Below are 17,071 nucleotides of genomic sequence, written 5' to 3'. Positions count from 1 at the left end.
TACGGCGCCCTCAATGTTTTATAAACAAAGTCCGGGATGTTGGCCTCCTCTTCTTAATCTTTATTCTCTTCCTTACCTACCAAAAACTTCTCTCTCAATGTTTCGCCGCTATCTTCTATGATATGGCGGCTCACTAACTCGCACGTACTTCTACCATTAGAATCCGTATAATAATATTCATCCTCTTCATAATGAGGCTCTTTATTCGAGATTCTTAAGATCCCCGAGTCGGGAATTTCAAATACATATTCATTATTGTTGATCTCAATGAGGGGATACGAAGCCTGTCTATAATGAATTTCAATCCATCCTGTATAACCCTTTGGGATCAGATATACATTGCGCGGCTCCTCATCCGCACTTGCAATGTCATCATATGCATAGTAATCCTGTTCCCTATACACCTGAATAATTTCGCTCTGCGCCTCTTTGAGGAAGAATCTATTACATGTATTACAACTCCATAGATCCCGAGGCGGATTAGGCATCTGTCCAGCCGTATCTGCAGTCGACGTATATCGATCCATTTCAATATCCGTGTATGCAATATAAGTGTTGAAATCTTGTTGACCGCATAGACATTGGGTCAAGATGTTCATCTCTACCTCTTCAATAGCAAACATCTTATCTATATTATTTTTCTTAAACGAATACACCCTATTGCATCGTGGACATTTCCAAATATCATAATCCATAAATACAAAGACTATATCTTTATTCGTACATACGGCCTTCTGCCAAGTCTCATCCTTGACTACACGAATCTGGATATCATTCGGACATAAGCCATTCGATAGCCTTAGACCGCATTTACACTTAAAATGAGCCATGCGTGCACTTCCTTTACCAAATAGGAATGAAGTCATCTCATTATTTCTAGAGATATCCAGATTATCCTGCCTACCGATGCAGATGTCTTCGCTTGTCATCCCTTGGAGGTCCGTAAACTATAGTCTGTACAGACAAAAGCACCTACCAGCCCGTAGGTGCCTCCCTATATCACATAACAAGTCTCTTTTAAGTCGTATCTGACTTAGTCGTCATAGCGATCGTCATCGTAACGGTCGTCATCGTCGTCATAGCGGTCATCATCGTCATCATCATCGTAACGGTCGTGATCGATTGAACGGACGCTGCCGTCTTTGGCGTTGATATCCACCTCGGCATAACCGGTAGCCGTTTGAATTTTAACTTCATATTCGAGTATGCCGTCGTCCAGCTCGCTTTCTACCTTCACAACCTTACCGGCGACTTGCGCCAGCGCAATGCTCCGCGCTTTCTCTTCGGATATCGCAGCCGAAGCCGTTGTGCCGGATGCTGCAGCGGAAGTTGCCGTCCCGGACGCTGCGGTAGTTGTTGTCGTCGTGGCAGTCGTTGGCGCGCTGGATGCTGCCGCCGCGTTATAATCATCGTCATCATCCCAGCCGTTATCATGGTCAACTCGCAGTACCGCCCCGGATACCGCGTCAATGTCAAGATCCGCTTCCCCGGCGCCATTCGCCTTGCGGATTTCTACCTCGTAGAACGATTTGCCGCGTTCGCGTTCGAAATCCACGTCTTCCACCGTTCCCGGAACCTGCTTCAACGCGATTGCCTTTGCCTTCTCCTTACCGATATATCCGGCCGACTCGGCCGCGATCGCGCCGCCTGCACCGCCCACCAGAGCAACCGCTACGATACCGCCGATCCATGCTTTTTTGTTCATCGTCATATCCTCCTTTTGTCTCTCGTCTTGCTCTCATGTATAACTTTATCCTTCTTATCTGAGAGCAAAATTACAGAAACATTAGAATTTGATGAGGATAGCAAGGTGCGATCTAATCGCATGGACAATCATTCGGCTAGTCGGTATCGTCATCTTGGCTCTTATCCTCTTCGTCATCATCCCATGTGACCGACATCGCTTCGCCGGAAACCGCATGCAGTTGGACAACGGCTTCCCGTCCGTCCGGCGTATCGATCTCGACGAGATAATACGGATTGCCGCCTGTTTCCTCCAGGTCGACGTCCTCCACCTTTCCTGATACCTGCTTGAGCGCCAATTCGGCCGCTTTGTCCTTCGTCAGCAGTACCGACGGCGTAGTCGTTGGTTCTGTCGACGGCTGTTGCGATGGAGTCTGCGAAGGTACGGATGATGGCGGATCTTCAGACGGTTTCGGAACGGCCGTCTCGTTGCCAGGGGCTTCGGACGACGGTGCCGATGGATCGGTGCCGTCATTGCCGGATGCAGGTTCGCCGTTGGTTGTGCTTTCAAGTTTCCGAATGCTTGCTATGCCCGTTTCATCCGCCATGACGTCCAGTTCGTACAGCCCGTTCTCGTTCTTAAGCTGCACGCGATATACGTCCCCCGTTAAAGACACTTGCGTAATTTCTCCGTTATAGCGGCTTAGGACCTGATTTCTGGCCTCTTCCTCGCTGATTGCGGGTGCCGCCGTCGCTTGAACGTATAACAGCATCCCACCTGAGGCCGTTGCGGCTAAGAGAAGCAGCAATACCACGGCAGCTGATTTTTTCGAAAGCCGTTGGAAAAGCACAACGTTCCCTCCTCTCCTCTTCAGCGTTATTTTAGCAGGGACGGATTAGAATTTACTGAGAAGGTTAGCCGGGCGGCAGTACAATCGTCGCCTTCGTACCGGTTCCTACCGTGCTTTCAAGCTCAATCTCGGCTCCAAGCGCCTCCGCAATTTCTCGGGCGAGCGACAGGCCCAGACCCGTCCCGCCGATCTCCTCCTGCTCTTTGCTTCTCGCCTGGTCTATGCGGTAGAACCGGTCGAATACGCGCGGAAGATGTTCCGGCGAGATACCGATGCCTCGGTCTTCGACGCGGATAAAGCTCGTTCCCCGGCCGTTATCGCCGACGAGGACGAAGATAGCGTCGTCACTATATTTGCGGGCATTATCGAGTAATATAAAAAACAGCTGTTTCAACAGTCCGGCATCGCACCGGATGACCGGATTCACCGCAAGCTGAACGTTGATCTCCCGTTCGTAAGCGGTTCGAAAGGCGCTCACCGATTGCTCGATAAACGGAGCGACATCCAACTCCTGCCATTCCACTTTCCATTCTCGCTTCGGCTTGGCCAGCAGCAGCAATTGCTCGGTCATCGTCCTCATCCGGACCGCCTCCGAATGGATGGCGTCCACCGATTCATCGAACAGGTCGGGGCGCTCTTTTCCTTTCCGCTTCAGCAGGCTTGCGTAACTTTCGACGATCGTAAGGGGCGTCTTCAACTCATGCGAAGCGTTCGAAACAAACTGCTCCTGTTTCTCAAAACTGTTCTCCAGCAAGCCAATCATCTCGTTAAACGTCTCCCCCATCTCGCTCAGCTCGTCTTTCGAACGGCTGTCCTGCTTCAATCGGACGAAGCGCCCGCTTCTCTCCACTTCCCGCATCGTTCTCGTCATCGCGCTAATCGGGCGCATAATAATGGTGCCGAGTAACCCGCCGGATATGAGCACGACCACAATGACGATCGCTGTCGCCGCGATCATGACGTACCGGAGCATCCTCAGCAGCATCATCAGCTTCTCAACGCTATCCATTGCCTGCACATTGATAACGTCCCCGTCTGCCCCGATGACGGGTTGGGATACAAAAGCGTAGCTTTTCCCTTCATGCACCATGACATGAAGCTTCTTGCGTTCGTCGTAGCGGGACTCAAGCCCGCTTAGTGCCGTCGCCGTCGAAGAGGTGACCAGCAACCTGTTGTCGCCGTCGTTTTCCTTGACGACGCGGATCATGCCGTCCAGCGGGACATAAGCCCGCAATAGTTCGGCTGCCGCGACCGGATCGGACGCTTGCGCGATGGCGGCGGAAGCTTGCTCCGTCTCTGCCGCGAATTGCCCCAGTTCCCTGTCGATCGACATCTGGCTGAACAGAACATAGATCGTTACATTCGCTGCCACGATTAATCCGATAAATAAGACCGAGGAGTAGAGATGGATTTTATGCCGCAGCTTCATGATTCGTCCTTCAGGACATACCCGACGCCCCTGACCGTTTGGATCAGCTCTTTGCCGAAACCTTCGTCCACCTTTTTGCGAACATAGCGGATATAGACATCCACGACATTCGTATCTCCGGCGTAATCATACCCCCAGACCGCCGACAATATCTGATTCCGATTCAGCACCAGCCGTTTATTCCTCATCATATACGCGAGCAAATCAAACTCCCGCTGCGTCAGCTGGATCGGCTTCTCGTCCCGTTCAACCTCCCGCGTATCCGGATTGAGTCTCAAGCTTCCAGCCGTCAGCCATTCGCCATACGTTTCTTTGTCCGAGCCTCGCCCGGCGAGCCGGAACGCCGTCCGGATGCGCGCTAACAGCTCTTCGATCTGAAACGGCTTCGTTATATAATCATTGGCGCCCAGATCCAGGCCGGAGACCTTGTCCTCAACCGAGCTTTTGGCGGTTAGCATCAGCACTGGCGTCCCTGCGTCCGTGGAACGGATTCGACGTAACAGCTCAATGCCGCTTAAGCCGGGCAGCATGACGTCCAGCAAAATAAGATCGATGCCGCCCTCGCGGTAAGCGAGCCAGCCATCGTTGCCGCTCCCCGCGAGCAGCACGCGATACCCTTCGCTTTCGAGCTCAATCTCGAGCAGCCTTGCGATTTTCCTCTCGTCCTCGACGACCAGTATCGTTTCGTACACGTAGACCCCTCCTTACTTGCTTTCTATTATAAAACGAAATAATCCGCTTCGCGCATAATCCTGTACTTCGCAATTAGAGTATAGCGGCGATTGCCACCGAACTAGCTGGTCTTTTTTGTGTTATCAGAAGTTTTTGCAATGTTATACTAGAGTTGAGAAATTATAGAAGGCGGGAGTTCACTTGAATATTATTATTGACGGCTCTTATATTACCTCTTCACTGCTACCGTTCAAGGATGGCAGACGGTTGTACCTCCCATTAGATACGATCTTTCCTGCAATTGGATGGACGTATAGTCGAGAAGCCAATAGTTCGCTTGCCCTTTCCTATGAACAACTGAATGAAAGCCGAACTACCTACCTCCATGATGAGTGGAATGATACGCTCCATGAAATCGACGGACATATTTACATCCATTCCAAACGCTTGAGCGGCATCATCGATAAGGAAATCGCGTTCGATTCACAGACCAAGACGGTGACCATTACTTCGCCAACGGCCGCCGAGCTTGAAGCGGAACAAGCTTATCGACGAGAAATGTTCAGGAAAGCTCAAGAAGCAGTGGAAGAAGTCGTCGTAGAAGTAACCGATTCGATGAGCGGCGAAGAAAGCCAGAAGATTAACTTTGGCAAATATTCTCCTCCGGCAATCTTTGACGCACTCTATACCTTGGACGATCAACTCCAAGAAGAGGGGCTTTCCTTATGGGATGAGCTTGGCTTTTACGGGGGCTATTACTGTAGCGAGTACGGGAATACCCCCTGGGACGTTATCGTATTCGGATGGACTGGCGGAGATGGCGTTCACTACGGATTCTTAACCGAGTTCGGATCGGTTACCGATCTAAATGAAGCCCCTATCGTGATGGTCTCGCCAATGGGCGGGGATGAGGCAGGCGAGGTCGTCGCTAACAATATCAGGGAGTTCCTCAGCATTCTTGCGATCGATGAATCGCTATTATACGCCTCGTTCGATAATGAGGAAGATTACCTGGCCGATCTGCGACAAGACGAGCAAAGCGAGTGGGCACCAACCGAAGAACAAAAGGCGCAGCGCCGTCTTGTCATGAGCAGGATGGCAGCAGCCCTCGATCTCCCGGTAATCGAGCAGCCTTATCGTTATTTGAATCAGGTGAGAACGGAGCGTGCAAACAAAATCCTCGTATCCACACACGATGGATTAGGCGTTACTAACGTTCATCCGGATGACGTTGGCCGCCAACATGAATCGCTGCTCGTTGATGGCGATCTGGAATCCGAGGAGCTTCAAGAGTACCTGGCCCGGGCAACCTATGCTGGTAAGCTGGCGCTGCTCCGTGACTTTAATGCCAAGGACTTTGATAGCGAGGATCTTGAGAACATCATGGTCGAGGAAATGATTAACCTCGGACTCACGGATGAACTCGCGAGAAAGAACGCATCCGCTTGGTAATCCGCCAATACGAATCAAGCCCACCTGCACAAGTACAGGTGGGCTTGATGTCATTTGGACCGATTGTACGGTATGATCGCCTTAAGTTGAAAAACTAGTTAATCCGCCTGCGAGACTACCTTATACTTGCCTCCCGCAACCGTCTCGAACGAAACCCCGGAAGCTCCAGCCAGCTCCATCGCAACGGCTTCCCCGCTCTCATCTACCACCGTGACCGCCACTTTCGAAGTAACCGTGCAGCGTTCGCCGTGCAGCGAAAGAATCTCCGCTTCGCTCAGCAAGCCGTTCGCCCACGTTAAGCTAACTTCGAAGCCGCCGCGCGCACGCAATCCGCTGATAGAGCCGGCGGACCAGGCTTGCGGAAGGGCCGGCAGCAGGTGGAGCGCGCCCTGATGCGATTGGAGCAGCAGCTCGGCGATGCCGGCGGTCGCGGCAAAGTTGCCGTCGATCTGGAATGGCGGATGCGCGTCGAACAGATTGGCATAGACGCCTCCGCCCTCCCCCGTTGCATCCGACTTGACCAACTGCAGCAGGTTCGAGATGAGCCGCAGTGCGCGGTCGCCGTCTTGGAATCGAGCCCATAGGCTGATTTTCCACCCGAGGCTCCAGCCTGTGCCCTCATCTCCCCGTCGTTCGAGCGACGTACGAGCGGCAGAGAACAGCTCCGGGGTCAGCACTTCATCCAATTGACGTCCCGGATAGACGCCGAATAAGTGGGACACATGGCGATGATGGACATCTTCGTCCTCAAAATCCTTGTACCATTCCTGCAATTGGCCATATTGTCCGATCTGCAGCGGGAGCAATTGCTCTCTCGCGGTGGCCAGCTGTTCGCGGAACGATTCATCCGTCCCTAGCGCTTCAGACGCTTCGATGCAGTTCGTGAACAAGTCCCAGATGAGCGCCAAATCCATCGTCGACGCTGCGCTCACGGCCGCGAAGCTTCCGTCTGCCGTTCTGAATTTATGCTCCGGCGACGTAGACGGATTCGTGATCAGACGGCCATCTTGATCCGGGATCAGCCAGTCCAGACAGAATAAGGCCGCCTCTTTCATGATCGGATAGGCCTGCTCGCGAAGATAGGCTTCATCTCGGCCGAACGCATAATGCTCCCACAGATGCTGGCTCAGCCACGCCCCGGCCATCGGCCAGAACGCCCAGGAAGGATCGCCGTGCCCGTACTCGCCGACAGGCGCGCTTTGGGCCCAAATATCGGCATTATGATGAGCCGTCCATCCGCGAGCGCCGTAATTAACCTCCGCAGTCTTCTTGCCTGTAACGGCCAAGTTGCCGATTAATTCGAGCAGCGGCTGATGGCATTCCGCCAAGTTGCACGTCTCCGCGGGCCAGTAGTTCATCTCCGCATTGATGTTCAACGTGTAATTGCTGCTCCACGGCGGCCGTATTTCTTTGTTCCAGATGCCCTGCAGATTGGCAGGCTGCGTGCCGGGACGAGACGAGGTAATCATTAAGTAGCGGCCGTATTGGAACAGCAGCTCCACCAAGTTCGGATCACCCGCCCCGAATTCGGTAATACGCTCATCCGTAGGCAGATCTTCGGGGCTGACGCGATCCCCCAGATGAATCTCGACACGATCGAACAAGTTGCGATAATCGCGAATATGCGCATCGCGCAGCTCCTCGTACGAATAACCCAATGCCGCGGTCAGACTCGCGTCCACGATTGCCGCGGGGTCACGACCCTCTTTGCCAGGCGAACGATCGAATCCGTTAAAGCTCGTCGCGGCGGCAAAATACAATGTCACGCCCGTTGCCCCGCTGACATGAAGGCCATCCCCATCGATGGTTAGGCTTCCATCGTCCGCCACGGCAGCAAGCCGTCCTTCGAATGTCATCGCCTCATCGCTGCCCGCCTCCTCGTAGACGATCGGCCGCTCGGCGGGGTGATAGTTAGGCGCGACATACACAGGCGCCTTGCCGCGCACGATCCATTGCCCGTTCTCCTGGGACGTATGAGATTGCAGTTCGCCATCCAGCCGCGCGGTGAAGTCGAGCTTGCCTGCTTGGCTGGACTGCAGCCGGATCGCTATGACCTGTCCGGGATGGGAAGCGAGCAGCTCCCGCGTATAGCGGACGTCCCCGACCTCATATTGGACGCGGGATATCCCTTGCTGGAGATCTAGCTCCCTGCGGTACGAGTGAGTCTCTCCCTCATAGCCGAACTCAATCTTGAGATCACCGAAGGGCAAGTACGACTGCGAGTAAGGTCCCTGCAATTCCTTGCATAACTGATCGGCCTCCGCGTATTGGCCTGCCGCCACAAGCCGGCGCACCTCCGGAAGCACTTCCCGCGCACGCGGGTTATTCCAATCTCTCGGACCGCCCGACCAGAGCGTATCTTCGTTCAGCTGGATGAGCTCCCGCTCGACTCCGCCGAAGATCATCGCGCCGAGCCGGCCGTTGCCGATCGGCAGCGCCTCTGTCCACTCGACCGCCGGACGTTTATAAGTAAGTTTCATGCTCGATTCTCCTCTCTACAATTCCACGACCGCCTTAATGACTTTGGACGCCGGGTTCAGCCAAGTACCGAACGAGTCGATCATCTCGTTGAACGCTGCTCGGTGCGTAATATACTGGTTCATATCGAAGATATCTTCACGCAGCACGTTCACGACATGCTGGAAGTCGGCGCCCGTCGCGTTCCGGCTGCCCATGAGCGTTAGCTCACGCTTATGGAATTCGGGATCCGAGAACGCGATGTCCCCTTTCACCAGGCCGACGAAGACCAGTTTGCCGCCATGCGCGGCAAGTTCGAACGATTGCGACATTGAAGCTGCATTGCCAGTAGCGTCGAACACCGCGATCGGGAACTCGCCATTGGTAAGCTCGGCAAGACGTTGCTTCACATCGCCTTCCAGCACGGCGACCGTCTCATCCACGTTCGCCCATGTTCGGCAGAACGCCAGCCGCTCTTCGTTCATATCCATCGCGATGACGCGTGCCCCGGCATATTTGGCAAAAGCCATGACGCCGAGTCCAATCGGTCCGGAGCCGATGACAAGGACCGTGTCCCCTGCCTCAACGTCCGCCCTTCGTACGGCATGCGCGCCGATCGCGAGCGGTTCGATCATGGCCGCCTCATCGAGCGACAGTCCCTCGGTACGGAGCAGATGCGTAACCGGGACCGAGATTCGCTCCCGCATTCCTCCGTCCCTATGTACGCCGAGCACCTGCATATTGGCGCAGCAGTTGGTTTTACCTCTCCGGCAAGACAGGCAGCTGCCGCAGTGTATGTACGGAATGATCGCGACCTGATCGCCAGGCGCAAGCCCCTCGTCATTAGCGCTTATCTGATCGATAACGCCGGCTAGTTCGTGGCCTAATATCCTCGGATAGTGGAAGAAAGGCTGATTTCCTTTGAACGCATGATAATCCGTTCCGCAGATGCCGATTCTACGAATCGATACGATCGCATGTCCCTCCGTCAATTCCGGCTCAGGTAAATCCTCCGTGTAACGGAATGCTTCAACCTCGTCGCACACGATACCTTTCATTGGCAGCCCTCTTCTCGATTCGCTTGTATAGCAACATTATATTGCGGCAACCCGCTGACCCAAGTTTGGTTATGAACAGGTTTCAAGACTTCCAGCACTTCTTCCAATAGCTCCGTATCGACAGATTCATCCGTCCATGCGATGTTTCTGGCGATATTATCCGGATTGGCCGTGCTCACGAGCGTTGTCGGGATCGCCGGATTGCCGGTGGAGAATTGGATCGCAAGCTTCGCGATATCCGAGCCCCGTTCTTCCGCAAGTTTGGCGGCACGCAGGCAGGTTTCCTTCAGCTCGGGGCTGGCGGGATGCCAATCCGGCGTACCGCGCGTACCCAGCAGTCCCATCGATAGCGGCGAAGCGTTGATCAGACCGACGCCGAGCGAATCGAGCAGCGGCAAGAGCCTGGTAAGGGACGTGTCATTCAACGCATAATGGCAGTACGAAATAATAGTGTCCACCTGAACGCGCGGCAGCATCTGTTCGAACAGGGCCAGCGGCAGGCCGCAGATGCCGGAGAAGCGTATTTTACCCTGCTGCTTCAAGCTGTCCAGCGCAGGGATCGCTTCTTCGATAATGATCTCGGGCGGAACGAATTCGATGTCGTGTAAGAAGAGCAGATCGACATAGTCCGTCTGCAGCCTCTGCAAGCTCTCTTCGAGACTCGATACGATCCTCGACTTCGAGAAATCGAAGGTGTCCATCCCATATCTCCCGGCTTTGGTCGATAGATAGAACCGGTCCCGCGAGATCTCGTTAATCGCCTGGCCCAGCACTGTCTCGGCTTTCGTGGCGCCGTAATACGGCGAGACGTCAATCAGATTAATCCCCGAGTCGACCGCCGCGTGTACGGTGCGGATGCCTTCCGCGTCATCCGTCTGCCGGAATACGGAACCGAGGGAGGAAGCGCCGAAGCTTAGCGCCGACACTTCCAATCCCGTCTTGCCTAACATGCGATACTTCATGCCAACACTCCATTCCCAACATCCCCAGCTTCATCGCTATGGATTAAAGTTTATAGAATCTCCTTGCATTCTCGCCGAACAACTGCACGCGCTCCAGCTCTCCCCACGATCCCGGAATCGCCCCCTCCAGGACGCCCACGACATCATCGTAGCTCGCGGCTAACAGACAGACCGGCCAATCGGTGCCGAACATCACGCGTTCCGCACCGAACACGCGCAGCGCATGCTCGATATAGGGTCTCAAATGTTCCGCTTCCCAGGCTTGATGATCGGCCTCGGTCACCATGCCGGAAATTTTGCAATACACATTCGGATGTTTCGATAACCGTTCCATCTGCGTCGCCCACGGTTCGAATATGTGCTGGGCGATGCCCGGCTTGCCGATGTGATCGATGACGCCTCGCAGGCCCGGAACCGCGTCCAGCAGCTGCACGAGCACATCAAGCTGATCCGACTTCACGAGCAGATCGATGGGAACATCCTGTTTCGCATAGTCGTTAAGCGCTTCCACGAATGCGGGTTCGAGTACGCGGCTTGCGTCTGCCATCTCCTGGATCATGATGCGGAAGCCGACGAACTTCGGATGCTCCCGGTAACGTTCGTAATGCTCCCGGTGCGCGGGATCGAATAGATCCAGCCAACCGACAACGCCGAGAATCGAGTCCGACTGATCGGCTAATGTGAATAAGTAATGAGTTTCCTCAACGGTCGGCGCGGCTTGGACGACAATGGTACCGTCTATGCCGTGTTGTACCAGATGGGCTTCGAGATCCTGAGGCAGATAGTCTCTATACAATACGGGCAGATCTTCGGTAATCCAACCATAATCGTTACGAGTCATCGACCAATAATGCTGATGGGCATCAATACGCATAAGAAGATCTCTCCTCTCTTGATGATTATGATTTTACACTTATAATAGGGAATAGAAATGGCTGATCGAAGCAATTTTATGTCCGATTTTGATATATTAACTGCACGCATGAGATGGGAGACAGCCTGTATGCAGCCTATACGCAAACCTTTTCAACTCGATCCGATCTTTCCGCTCGAATTGGTCTATCGCGGCGTTCGGCATACGGAGAATGAGTGGCCGGATCATCTGCATGACTTGTACGAAGTCGTGTATATCCACGAGGGCAAAGGGACTTTCTTCATCGACCAAGCGCTCTATGACAAGGAGCCCGGCGATCTGTTCTTGATCCCTGGCAATACCGTGCACCGCTCTTTCCCTTCGGAAGACGAGCCCATTGTCTCTACGGCGTTATTCTTCGCGCCTTCGCTTGTGCAGACAGCCCCGCTGAGCGACGGGTATGAACCTCTTCGGTGTTTCGAGATCGCGCATAAGATGAAACAATATAAAATCGTTCTGCCTGAATCGGCCAAGGTGAGGATTGAAGCTGCGATAAGCAGCATGAGGAGTGAGTTAGACGAGCAAGCGTCCGGTTACCGTCAGGCGGTATGGCTTCACTTACAGCACCTATTGCTGGAGTTGTGCCGGCACCCGTTCGTGGAGGAGGCCTCTTCGCCGGTAACCAGCTTCGCCCCGCCGTGGATCCAGCACGCCTTACGGGATATTAATCGCGACCCGGTCCGATGCGGCGGTCTGGCCGAATTAGCGGATCAAGCCTGCGTCAGCGCAAGCCATTTCTCGCGCGTCTTCAAGCAGTTGACCGGCATGAACGTCACGGATTATGTCAATGCCAAGCGGCTTGCCCTAGCGAAGGAACTGCTGCTCGCTACGGATGATACGATCGAGGCGATCGCGCTGATGTGCGGGTTCCAGGGCATGCGGCATTTCTATCAAATGTTCAAAAAAGTGACGGGATCAACGCCGAAGGCTTACCGCGGGCAAATGAAAACGCAAGGGCGGTGACCCTTGCGTTCTATGGGCGGGTCGGGACGTACCGATCCGAATTAGACTTCTTCCGCGACAAAACGGTTCGTCAGCGCGCCAAGCTTCTCGATCTCGATCGTCACGACGTCGCCCGGCTGCAGGTACACCTGCTTCTCCTTCGGATAGCCGAGCACGACCCCTTCCGGCGTGCCGGTCAGAATGATGTCGCCCGGAACGAGCGTCATATGCTGCGAGATGTAGCTGACGATCTCATCGCAATGGAAGATCATATCCGACGTGTTCGAATTCTGCCGCACTTCTCCGTTCACGGTCGCTTTGATCGCGAGCTCGTTCGGGTTGCCGACTTCATCTGCCGTCACCAGGTAGGGGCCGAGCGGGCTGAAGTCGTCGCAGGTCTTGCCGAGCAGCCACTGCGCGGTGCGCATTTGCAAATCTCGCGCGGACAAGTCGTTGACGGCGCAATAGCCGAAGACGTAATCGAGCGCCTCTTCTTTCGAGACTGCCTTGGCTTGCTTGCCGATGACGATGACGAGCTCCGCTTCGTAATCAAGCTCCTTGGTCACCTTCGGGATCGCAATCTCCTTACCGTGGCCGGTCAGCGTATTGTTGAACTTGTTGAACAAGATCGGATAGGCCGGGATCGGCGCGTTCGTCTCTTCCGCATGCTTGCGGTAGTTCAAGCCGACGCAGATGATTTTGTTCGGACGCGTAACGCATGGTCCCCATTGCACCTGCTCTTCGTCCACCAGATAAGCTTCCGCGGGAAGCGTGGCGATGTAGGCTTCCAGAGCCGCGACCGCGGCGCTCCCGCCTTCGATCACATCCATCACGTCGCGGTAAGCCGGACCGCCCGGATACTCTTGCAGCGCGGCGGCCAGATCGATGATCCCGCCGTCCGTCTTCACGCCAAGTTTATGGCTTCCATCCTGTTGCAGCGTAACGAGTTTCATAGCTATAGCTCTCCTTTATTTAAGCGTTTTTGCCAAACACGACGCCGCCATCGATATAGAGCGGCGATCCCATCATGAACGAAGACTCGTCGGAAGCGAGGAACAATGCGGCCTTGGCCACATCCTCCGGCCGCCCCAGATCGCCGCTGAGCTGCCGCTTCTTGATTCCCTCGATCCCCGCTTCAGGGTCCTCATAGGAAGTGCGGAGGTAATTCTCCACGAACGGCGTTAGAATCGTACCCGGCAGCAGCGCGTTCACCCGGATATTATACGGAGCATAGTCCACTTGCATCGACTTGGTCAAGGCCAGTACCGCGCCTTTGGTCGCGGCATAGGATGCCCGTCTGGCCAGACCGATCTCGGCGATACAGGACGACATATTAATGATGCTGCCGGAGCGGCGCTCCATCATATGGGGAAGCACGTATTTGCTAGGCAAATAGACGCCGCGGATATTGACGTTCATCACCTTGTCCCAGACATCCGGCTCCACTTCATGCAAGGCGCCGACGCCGCTGATGCCCGCGTTATTGAACAGCACGTCGATGGCGCCCAGCTCCCCGATGACCTTGCTGACCATAGCGGCTACCGAGTCGGGATCGGTCACGTCCGCGCCTGCGAAGAACGCTTCCCCGCCGGCTTCCTTAATCTCCGCGACGGTCTGCTGACCGTGTTCCTCCGATATATCGTTCACCGCGATAACGGCGCCTTCCTTCGCGAACAACAATGCGGAACTCTTGCCGATGCCGGAGCCGGCCCCGGTAATCAATGTCTTTTTGCCTTGTAATCGCACAGTTCTGTTCCTCCTTACTGGATATGTTCCGTATCTCCCAAGCCGAGCGCCACCTTACCGCGAATCTTATAGACTTGGTCCGATCCGATTAATGCTGAATTCTTGATGGCCGAGAATCTCCGCCTTGGTGAGTTGACCGTCCGCCACGGACAGAATCTCTTGCCAGATCCGCTCGCCCGCTTCGATAATGCCCGCGTTGCCTTCCAGAATGTCGCTGACGCTGACGTCCATATTGTCCTTCATCCGCTCATACATCAGCTTATTCCCGGTAATCTTAATGACCGGTACGACGGCTGCGCCCGTCGGCGTCCCCCGCCCTGTCGTAAAGCACACGAGATGCACGCCGCTGGCAGCCATGCCGGATACGCACTCGATATCGTTGCCCGGCGAATCCATGAAGTACAGCCCGGTGCCCGGGATCGGCTCCGCATATTCGAACGTGCCGACGATCGGCGAGGTGCCGCACTTACTGATGCAGCCGAGCGATTTCTCTTCGATGGTCGTCAGGCCGCCGGCAATATTGCCCGGACTTGGATTGCCTCCGCGCATGTCGGCTCCCATCCGGTCGACTTCCTTCTCGAAGCGCTCCACGAAGGCATACAGCTGATCCGCTACCTCCGGCGTCGCGCATCTTGCCGCCAGTACATGCTCGGCTCCGATAATCTCCGTCGTTTCACTTATTACGACCGTGCCGCCTTGCTCGATGAGCAGATCCGAAGCCGCGCCGAGCGCCGGATTGGAGGCCATGCCCGAAGTCGCGTCAGACCCGCCGCACTTCACTCCGATCCGCAGTTCGCTGAGCGGAATCGGCACTTGGACCAGCGTATCGAGCTCCAGTCGCATCTCCTTGGCCAGCGCCGTGCCGACCTGGATGGCCTTCACCGATCCGCCGACTTCTTGAATATCGATGACTTCGACGCGTTTGCCCGTAGCGCGGATGTTATCCGCCAGCTCGTAAGGATCCACCACTTCGCAACCCAGACTGACGATGATTACGGCGCCGACGTTCGGATTGCGCCCCGTCCCTGCGAGCGTATCGAATGTTCTCGTCTTATCGGCCCCGATCTGGCTGCATCCATGCTGATGCGGGATCGCCACGGTGTCGGGCACAAGCTGCGTGATCCGGTTACATACCTGATTCGCGCAGATGACCGTCGGAATAATGAGCAGATGATTCCGGATGCCGTATTCCCCATTCGATCGTGCGTATCCATTAAAATGGCTCATGCCTTTTGTCCTCCCTGCGCGGCTTGGTCGCCTCGTCCTCGAATGCTCTCCACATTGTGCACATGCACATGCGCGCCAGCGGCAATCGCCATCGTCGCGAGGCCAATCGTTTCCCCGTATTTGCGAATATGCGTATCCTTCTCGATGTCCATGATCGCGATCTTATGGCCGAACGGAATATCTTCGAGCACCTCGATGCGCTTCACCTCATCCGAGAGCCGATAACTTGCGCTCTCCCCGCGTTTGAGCTCGCGCAGCGAAGTCGCCACATGATCCTTCGCATCGACGACCAAGGCATCCGCGCCTGTTGGAATTGGACCTGCCATTTGTCTCCTCCTCAATATGACGCTATCGGTAAGCGTTTTCAGTTGCAGCTATTTTCTTCATTGTAAACAAGCGAATCGGATAGTTAAATGAACAATCATTGCGTTTTCATCATCAATTTTGCTATATTGCGGATAGGAGGCGTTAACGATGAACCCGATCTATCGAACCTTTCCCATCGACGAGAAATTTCCGTTTCATCTGGTCTACCACGCGACCAAACAGCTCAAGGACGAGATGCCCGACCATATGCACGATTGGTACGAAATCGTCTATATCTATAACGGCAAAGGCACCTTCTTCATCGACCAAACCTTCTACGAGATGCGCCCTGGCGATCTGTTCTTCCTTCCGCCGAACGTCATTCACCGCGCCTTCCCGGATGAATCGAACCCGACGACCACGACGGCGGTCTTCTTCAGCCCCAAATTCATTCGTACGGAAGGCGAGGACGAAACGTTGTCCCCGCTGCATGTCTTCCAGCAGGCCAGAGAGAAGAACCGGTTCCGGATGCCGCTGAATAAAACGATAAGGGATCTGGCTACTTCGGCGCTGGATACCTTCCATGCCGAGCTTCGCGACAACCGGGACGGCCATGTCCAGATCGTTCGTTACGCGCTGCTGCTCTTGCTGCTGCAACTGTCCAGGGAAACCGAACACGCCGTCACCAAGCCGGACCCGAATCCTGCGCTTGCGCCGCAATGGCTGAGAGACACCTTGGCGTACATCGATCAACATCCGAGGAACGACCTGCAGCTGTCAGCCCTCTGCAAATTGGTCGCCGTGTCGCCATCGCACTTCTCCCGCACCTTCCGCCAATCGGTCGGCATGACCATCACCGATTATGTCGTCGCCAAGCGGCTCATGCTGGCCAAAGATCGGCTGCTCGCTACCGACGATCACATTCAGCAGATCGCGCAAGAATGCGGCTTCGAGAGCCTGACTTATTTTCATAAAAAGTTTAAGGAGCATACGGGGCATTCGCCGCTTGTCTATCGGAGGCTGCATGCAGAATAAGGGGCTTTGCCCCTTTTGAACCCCATTGTGCAACCTCCCCTAAATCCCCTCCTGAGGAGGGGACCCCGAGGGCAACCGCCCTCTGGACACCCGTAAGTGGCTATACTCGTAACGCGGCCGTCTTCGATGAGTCCTTTTGGCGTTGGCCCGCTTTTGTCTAAACGGATTAGTTGCTGCATGTTAGCTTCATACATGCACGATCCGCTTGGACAAAGCTCTCGGGTCGAGCTTCGTTCGCTACTTTGCGCCTTGGGGAGCTGACCTGTGACGGCATGCTTGTTGCATGCTTTCAGGTATTCCTCGCTTTGTCCGCTTTGCGGACAAGGCTTTACCATCAA

The 17,071-nt window shown here is 54.9% G+C and carries 16 protein-coding genes; 3 read left to right on the top strand and 13 right to left on the bottom strand.

Annotated elements, in window-relative coordinates:
- Nucleotides 1-53: 53 nt before the first annotated feature.
- The 5 genes from FHS18_RS16545 to FHS18_RS16525 form a co-directional block, all read right to left on the bottom strand.
- A complete protein-coding gene (locus FHS18_RS16545; protein ID WP_183601206.1) occupies nucleotides 54-830 on the bottom strand; it encodes a DUF6843 domain-containing protein in 777 nt (258 codons plus the stop codon).
- Nucleotides 831-1,033: 203 nt separating this feature from the next.
- Entirely contained in the window at nucleotides 1,034-1,705 is a 672-nt protein-coding gene (locus FHS18_RS16540; RefSeq protein ID WP_183601205.1) for a PepSY domain-containing protein, read from the bottom strand.
- 136 nt (nucleotides 1,706-1,841) lie between these two features.
- Entirely contained in the window at nucleotides 1,842-2,534 is a 693-nt protein-coding gene (locus FHS18_RS35185; protein WP_183601204.1) for a PepSY domain-containing protein, read from the bottom strand.
- 64 nt (nucleotides 2,535-2,598) lie between these two features.
- Complete coding sequence (locus FHS18_RS16530; protein WP_183601203.1) at nucleotides 2,599-3,963, bottom strand: sensor histidine kinase; 1,365 nt, start codon at nucleotides 3,961-3,963, stop codon at nucleotides 2,599-2,601.
- Nucleotides 3,960-4,655, bottom strand: a complete 696-nt coding sequence (locus tag FHS18_RS16525) for a response regulator (RefSeq protein ID WP_183601202.1) — start codon at nucleotides 4,653-4,655, stop codon at nucleotides 3,960-3,962. The genes FHS18_RS16530 and FHS18_RS16525 overlap by 4 nt, the downstream gene beginning before the upstream one ends.
- A gap of 181 nt (nucleotides 4,656-4,836) precedes the next feature.
- Here FHS18_RS16525 and FHS18_RS16520 point away from each other — a divergent pair, with 181 nt between their 5' ends.
- A complete protein-coding gene (locus FHS18_RS16520; RefSeq protein WP_183601201.1) occupies nucleotides 4,837-6,087 on the top strand; it encodes a hypothetical protein in 1,251 nt (416 codons plus the stop codon).
- A 98-nt stretch (nucleotides 6,088-6,185) separates the two neighbouring features.
- On the opposite strand, the gene FHS18_RS16515 is transcribed toward FHS18_RS16520, so the two are convergent.
- From FHS18_RS16515 to FHS18_RS16500, 4 genes are read right to left on the bottom strand one after another with little or no spacing between them, the layout of a single operon-like run.
- Nucleotides 6,186-8,567, bottom strand: coding sequence for a glycoside hydrolase family 95 protein (locus tag FHS18_RS16515; protein ID WP_183601200.1), 2,382 nt, complete (start codon nucleotides 8,565-8,567; stop codon nucleotides 6,186-6,188).
- Nucleotides 8,568-8,582: 15 nt separating this feature from the next.
- Nucleotides 8,583-9,602: a zinc-binding alcohol dehydrogenase family protein gene (locus tag FHS18_RS16510; RefSeq protein ID WP_183601199.1), complete on the bottom strand. Its 1,020-nt coding sequence runs from the start codon at nucleotides 9,600-9,602 to the stop codon at nucleotides 8,583-8,585.
- The gene (locus FHS18_RS16505; RefSeq protein ID WP_183601198.1) at nucleotides 9,599-10,564 is read right to left on the bottom strand and encodes an aldo/keto reductase; all 966 of its coding nucleotides are present in this window, start codon (nucleotides 10,562-10,564) and stop codon (nucleotides 9,599-9,601) included. Before FHS18_RS16505 ends, FHS18_RS16510 begins: the two co-directional genes overlap by 4 nt.
- Nucleotides 10,565-10,607: 43 nt before the next feature.
- A complete protein-coding gene (locus FHS18_RS16500; protein ID WP_183601197.1) occupies nucleotides 10,608-11,438 on the bottom strand; it encodes an amidohydrolase family protein in 831 nt (276 codons plus the stop codon).
- A 129-nt stretch (nucleotides 11,439-11,567) separates the two neighbouring features.
- On the opposite strand from FHS18_RS16500, the gene FHS18_RS16495 reads away from it, so the two are divergent.
- The gene (locus FHS18_RS16495; protein WP_183601196.1) at nucleotides 11,568-12,440 is read left to right on the top strand and encodes an AraC family transcriptional regulator; all 873 of its coding nucleotides are present in this window, start codon (nucleotides 11,568-11,570) and stop codon (nucleotides 12,438-12,440) included.
- 41 nt (nucleotides 12,441-12,481) lie between these two features.
- On the opposite strand, the gene FHS18_RS16490 is transcribed toward FHS18_RS16495, so the two are convergent.
- The 4 genes from FHS18_RS16490 to FHS18_RS16475 form a co-directional block, all read right to left on the bottom strand.
- On the bottom strand, nucleotides 12,482-13,372 hold the full coding sequence (locus FHS18_RS16490; protein WP_183601195.1) for a fumarylacetoacetate hydrolase family protein: 891 nt from the start codon (nucleotides 13,370-13,372) through the stop codon (nucleotides 12,482-12,484).
- Between the two features lie 19 nt (nucleotides 13,373-13,391).
- Nucleotides 13,392-14,165 (bottom strand): glucose 1-dehydrogenase, encoded by a 774-nt coding sequence (locus tag FHS18_RS16485; protein ID WP_183601194.1) that lies wholly within the window; start codon nucleotides 14,163-14,165, stop codon nucleotides 13,392-13,394.
- Nucleotides 14,166-14,231: 66 nt separating this feature from the next.
- A complete protein-coding gene (locus FHS18_RS16480; protein ID WP_183601193.1) occupies nucleotides 14,232-15,392 on the bottom strand; it encodes a UxaA family hydrolase in 1,161 nt (386 codons plus the stop codon).
- Complete coding sequence (locus tag FHS18_RS16475; RefSeq protein ID WP_183601192.1) at nucleotides 15,389-15,718, bottom strand: UxaA family hydrolase; 330 nt, start codon at nucleotides 15,716-15,718, stop codon at nucleotides 15,389-15,391. Before FHS18_RS16475 ends, FHS18_RS16480 begins: the two co-directional genes overlap by 4 nt.
- A 148-nt stretch (nucleotides 15,719-15,866) precedes the next feature.
- Here FHS18_RS16475 and FHS18_RS16470 point away from each other — a divergent pair, with 148 nt between their 5' ends.
- A complete protein-coding gene (locus FHS18_RS16470; protein WP_183601191.1) occupies nucleotides 15,867-16,733 on the top strand; it encodes an AraC family transcriptional regulator in 867 nt (288 codons plus the stop codon).
- Nucleotides 16,734-17,071: the final 338 nt, after the last annotated feature.

The organism is Paenibacillus phyllosphaerae, from assembly GCF_014192105.1.
Lineage (GTDB): Bacteria > Bacillota > Bacilli > Paenibacillales > Paenibacillaceae > Paenibacillus_Z > Paenibacillus_Z phyllosphaerae.
Note: the sequence above shows the minus strand (reverse complement) of the source record. Positions and strands in the feature narration are given on the sequence as shown.